This is a genomic window from Actinoplanes sp. NPDC051633, assembly GCF_040681735.1.
In the GTDB taxonomy this organism is placed as follows: Bacteria; Actinomycetota; Actinomycetes; order Mycobacteriales; family Micromonosporaceae; genus Actinoplanes.
The window spans coordinates 1-5,326 of record NZ_JBFAZH010000528.1 but is presented as its reverse complement, the minus strand read 5'-3'; the positions used below and the strand labels follow the sequence as shown (position 1 = coordinate 5,326).

Below are 5,326 nucleotides of genomic sequence, written 5' to 3'. Positions count from 1 at the left end.
TGGCCGGTCTCGATGCGGATCATGCGGTCGTCGGTGCTGGCGGTGCGCGATGCCGACTACATCATCGCGGCCCGGGCGATGGGCGCCGGTCCCCGCCGGATCATCTTCAAGCACCTGATCCCGAACTGCCTGGCCCCGTTGCTGGTCTACTCGACGATCCTGATCGGGTCGTTCGTCGGCGCCGAGGCCACGCTGTCGTTCCTGGGCGTCGGCCTGCGTACCCCGGTGGTGTCCTGGGGCATCATGATCAACGAGGCGCAGAACTACATCCGGGTGTCGCCGTACCTCTTGTTCTTCCCGGCAGCCTTCCTGGTCACGGCGGTCCTCGCCTTCGTCATGATGGGCGAGGCGATCCGCGAGGCCCTCGACCCGAAACTCCGGTAGGAGACCCCCTTGTCCGACGTACTCATTACCGACCCGCAGTACGCCGAGGCGGGCAAACCGTCCGGTCGGCTGCTCGAGGTCGAGGACCTGCACGTCGAGTTCCGCACCCGGGACGGCGTCGCGAAGGTCATCAACGGCGTCACGTACCACGTCGACGCGGGCGAGACACTGGCCGTGCTGGGCGAGTCCGGCTCCGGCAAGAGCGTCACCGCCCAGACCATCATGGGCATCCTCGACATGCCGCCCGGCTTCGTCACCGGGGGACAGATCCGGTTCCATGGCGAGGACATGCTCGCGATGAACGACGAGCAGCGCCGGCGGATCCGTGGCAACGGCATCGCCATGGTCTTCCAGGACGCGCTGTCCGCGCTCAACCCGGTCTTCACCGTCGGGTTCCAGATCGCCGAGCAGTTCCGGGTCCGGCAGGGCATGAGCCGCAAGGACGCCAAGAAGCGCGCCATCGAGATGCTCGACCAGGTCAAGATCCCGTTCGCCAAGCAGCGGGTGAACGAGTACCCGCACCAGTTCTCCGGTGGTATGCGTCAGCGCGTCATGATCGCGATGTCGCTGGCCCTCGACCCGGAGGTGCTGATCGCGGACGAGCCCACCACGGCGCTCGACGTGACCGTGCAGGCGCAGATCATGGACCTGCTCGCCGATCTGCAGCGGGAACGCCAGATGGGCCTGATCCTGATCACCCACGACCTCGGCGTGGTCGCCGACGTCGCGGACCGGATCGCGGTGATGTACGCCGGGCGGATCGTGGAGGAGGCGTCGGTCTACGACCTGTACGCCAAGCCCGCCCACCCGTACACGATCGGTCTGCTGGAGTCGATCCCGCGGCTCGACGAGAAGGGCCAGGAGCTCCGGACCATCAAGGGACTGCCGCCGAACCTGATGCGGATCCCGTCCGGCTGCCCGTTCCACCCCCGCTGCCCGATGCGGGTCGACGACATCTGCATCCCGAACGTGCCGCCGCTGCACCAGCTCGGGCGCGGCCGGGCCAGCGCCTGCCACTTCGCCGAGGAGTTGGTGAACCGTGCCTGAGACGATTCTGAGCGTCGACAACCTGGTCAAGTACTACCCGGTGACCCAGGGCGTGGTGTTCAAGCGCACCATCGGTCACGTCCGGGCGGTCGACGGCGTCTCGTTCGACCTCAACGCCGGCGAGACGCTGGGCGTGGTGGGCGAGTCCGGCTGCGGTAAGTCCACATTGGCCCGGGTGCTGATGAACCTGGACAAGCCGACCAGCGGGTCGGTGACATACCGCGGGGACAAGCTGTCCGGGCTCAAGGGCCCGGCGCTGCGTCGCATGCGGCGGCAGATCCAGATGGTCATGCAGGATCCGTACACCTCGCTGAACCCCCGCATGACCGTCGGCGACCTGATCGGCGAGCCGTTCGAGATTCACACCGAGGTGGCGCCGAAAGGTGACCGCCGCCGGAAGGTGCAGGAACTGCTCGAGGTGGTCGGGCTCAACCCCGAGCACACCAACCGCTACCCGCACCAGTTCTCCGGTGGTCAGCGGCAGCGCATCGGCATCGCCCGCGCGCTGGCCCTCCGCCCGGAGATCATCGTCTGCGACGAGCCGGTCAGCGCCCTGGACGTGTCGATCCAGGCGCAGGTGATGAACCTGCTGGAGAGGCTGCAGCGCGAGCTCGGGCTGGCGTACATCTTCATCGCCCACGACCTGTCGGTGGTGCGTCACCTGTCCGACCGGGTGGCGGTGATGTACCTCGGGAAGATCGTCGAGATCGGCAGCGACGCCGACATCTACGAGCGGCCTACGCATCCGTACACGCAGGCGCTGCTCTCCTCGGTGCCGGTGCCGGACCCGACGGTCCGTCACACCAAGCAGATCATCCGGCTCACCGGCGACGTGCCGAGCCCGGTGAATCCGCCGTCCGGCTGCCGGTTCCGCACCCGCTGCTGGAAGGCGCAGGAGATCTGCGCGACCGAGGTGCCGCTCCTGATCGAGCGGACCGGCAGCGCACATCCGAGCGCCTGCCACTTCGCCGAGGAGCGCGAGATCGTCGTCACGCACGACGTCGGCGCTGCCTGACGCCGTCCCACCGGTCCGCCCGTCGCTACGGGCGGGCCGGCCGGCCGCGGTGGCCCGGTAACTCTCTCCCGCCGATCAACGCCCCCTGACACCGATGCATCGGAGCTTGGGGCTCATTTCCTCCGCGACCCGGTCGAACGGGACGGTGAGGCATCGGCACACGGGAGATGGCATGTCAACGCTGACCGAGTCGCGTAGTGGTTCCCACGTCACGATGGCATCAGCGGTGTCGCACCAGCCCGACGGCGCGGCGGCGGTCGCGGAGTTGGCGGCGGCGCTGGGGCCGGCCGCCGATCTGTACGTGGTGTTCGTGGCCCCCGGTTACGACCTCACCTCCGTGGGTGCCGCGCTGCGCGGTCATTTCGGTGAGCGGGTGATCGGGTGTACCAGCTCGGGCAACATTTGTGACGACGGCTACGACGGCGGCGGCATCTGCGCGGCCGCCCTCAAGGGCGGCCTGCACTGCCGGACGATGGTCGTCGGACCGCTCGACGACGCGCCGGCGGCCGTGGAGAACGCCGGCGCTCAGCTGGCGGTGCTCCGTGCCGAGCTGGACGATCGGGACGGGTTCGCGCTGCTGCTCACCGACGGGCTGGCCCGCAACGAGGACGTGCTGGCGGCCAGCCTGATGGCCGCGCTCGGCGATGTGCCCATCATCGGCGGCTCGGCGGGCGACGGCCTGCAGTTCACCTGTACGTCCGTCTATCACGACGGAGTCTTCGCGGAGAACCGGGCGACGGTGACCGTAGTGCGCTCCGATGCGCCGTTCCGGCTGTTGCGGTTGCAGCACCACGAGCCGACCGACATCGTGCTGGTCGCGACCGATGTCGACCCGGAGCAGCGAATCGTACGGGCCTTCAACGGCCGGCCCGCGGCGCAGGCGTACGCCGACGCGGTGCACCTTCCGCGCAGCGATGTCACGCCGGCGACGTTCTCGCGGCATCCGCTGATGCTGACGGCGGGCGGTAACAGCTGGATCCGCAGCATCGCGGAGCTCCGGTCGGACGGCGCACTCGGCTTCTTCGCCCGGGTCGACCTGGGCGACGTGCTCCGCATCGGCGCATCGAGCGGCCTGCTGGACAAGCTCGACGACGGCCTGAGGTCGGTGCGCGCCGAACTCGGCTCGCTCAGCGGGATGCTGGTCTTCGACTGCGTCCTGCGCCGGCTCGAGTCCGAGGAGCACGGCCTGACCGACCGGGTCGGCGCGCTGCTGGCCGAGCACGGCGCCGTGGGCTTCAGCACCTACGGCGAGCAGTTCAACGGCATGCACATGAATCAGACTCTCGTCGCTGTGGCGTTTGCCTGAGTTAGTCCGAGGAGCCGACATGGTGGACTCGCCGGTGATGGTCGAGGACAGCGATCGAGCGATGGCCGTCCTGCGGCGTACCGTCGAGGAACAGCGCCGCACCATCGACGCGCTGGTCGCCGCCGCGGAACGGCGCACCGCCGCCGGGCCGGACAGCGCGGTGCTGGCGACGTGGCAGCGCAACATGACGTTGCAGCGGCGGCTGGTGGACCGCACCAACCGTTTCCATGCGGCGGAACAGGTCCTGCGCGCGGTCATCGACTCGATCGACGCGGGACTGTGCATTCTCGACGGTGACGGCCGCATCATCGACACCAACCGGATGTGGAGCACGATGCTGGCCCGGGCCGGCAGCGTCGCGCTGGACGACGGATGCCTCCTCACGCTCGCCCAGGGTTACGCCGACGGGCTCGGCGAACTGCTGAACGAAGCCGCGGCGATGGTGCGGCGGGTGCTGGCAGGGGAGCGGCCCGATCCGATGGAGACCCATCGGGTCGAAACGCGCGAAGGATCACGCTGGTGGTGCGTACGCGTGGACCCGGTGCACGGGCACGGGGCGGCCAGGGCCGTTCTCACCCTCACCGACGAGACGACCGGCGTGCGTACCGGGAACGAACTGCTGAAAGCCACGCGTGAGACCTCCCGTCTGGCTCTGGTCGCCCGGCACATGGACGACGGTGTCGTGATCGCGGACGAACTGGGTCGCATCGAGTGGGTCAACGACGCCTTCACCGAGCTGACCGGATACACCCGCGACGAGGCGGTCGGCCGGCTCCGTACGGATCTGCTCGGCATCGATCGGATGCCGCACCTCGACACCGCGGCCATGGCCGCGAAGGGCTCTGTGGTGCTGCCCGAGTTCGAGGCCCGGGCCAAGGACGGGCGCCGCTGCTGGCTGCGCGTGGAGCTGTATCGGGTGGTCGATGACGACGGCATCGTCCGCACGGTGGCCGTGGAACGGGACGTCACCGCGCGGGTCAAGGCCGAGCGCGCCCGCCTGGCGGCCAAGGCCCGGGCCGAAGCACTGGCCCACGAGCTGTCCATCGAGAAGGCGGTACTCACCGGCGTCATCTCCGCCATCCCCCAGTTCATCTACTGGAAGAACGCGCAGGAACGCTACGTCGGCCACAACGGTGCCTTTCTCGCCGTGCGTGGCCTGCCTGCCGACACCGAACTGACCTGGAAGCAGGAGGCCGAGATCGGCGTCGTCGACGACCTCACTCCCGTGCTCATCGACCTGGAGCAGCGGGTGCTCGCCGACGGCGCGGCCATCGTCGATCATCACGTCACCCTCGCCGGCTCCGGCGGCACGCCGCGCAGCTTCCTGCTGAGCGTGCTGCCACAGCCCGATGCCGGTGGGGTGATCGGCATCGGCGCCGACGTCACCCGGATCGGCGATCTGGAACGGCAGGTCCACCAGGCCAATCGCCTGGAGGCGATAGGTCAGCTCGCGGCCGGCATCGCGCATGAGATCAACACGCCGATCCAGTTCGTCTCCGACAACACCCGTTTCATCCAGGAGTCGTTCACCGAGCTGCTCACGCTGGTGACGGCCGTGCAGGAGCGTTTCGGCG

General features: G+C 68.9%; 5 protein-coding genes. All 5 read left to right on the top strand.

The genetic code is table 11. The annotated features are described in order from the left end of the window. Nucleotides 1-384 (top strand): ABC transporter permease (locus tag AB0M20_RS25760; protein WP_364302352.1); only part of this gene is annotated, 384 nt, incomplete at its 5' end. A gap of 9 nt (nucleotides 385-393) precedes the next feature. Further along, nucleotides 394-1,431 carry an ABC transporter ATP-binding protein gene (locus AB0M20_RS25755; protein ID WP_364302349.1) on the top strand — a complete coding sequence of 346 codons (1,038 nt, stop codon included), beginning with the start codon at nucleotides 394-396 and terminating at the stop codon, nucleotides 1,429-1,431. Continuing rightward, nucleotides 1,424-2,446: a dipeptide ABC transporter ATP-binding protein gene (locus AB0M20_RS25750; RefSeq protein ID WP_364302347.1), complete on the top strand. Its 1,023-nt coding sequence runs from the start codon at nucleotides 1,424-1,426 to the stop codon at nucleotides 2,444-2,446. The genes AB0M20_RS25755 and AB0M20_RS25750 overlap by 8 nt, the downstream gene beginning before the upstream one ends. A 172-nt stretch (nucleotides 2,447-2,618) precedes the next feature. Next, a complete protein-coding gene (locus AB0M20_RS25745) occupies nucleotides 2,619-3,752 on the top strand; it encodes an FIST N-terminal domain-containing protein (RefSeq protein WP_364302345.1) in 1,134 nt (377 codons plus the stop codon). A gap of 19 nt (nucleotides 3,753-3,771) precedes the next feature. Next, nucleotides 3,772-5,326: PAS domain S-box protein (locus AB0M20_RS25740; RefSeq protein WP_364302343.1), on the top strand; the 1,555-nt coding region annotated here is incomplete at its 3' end.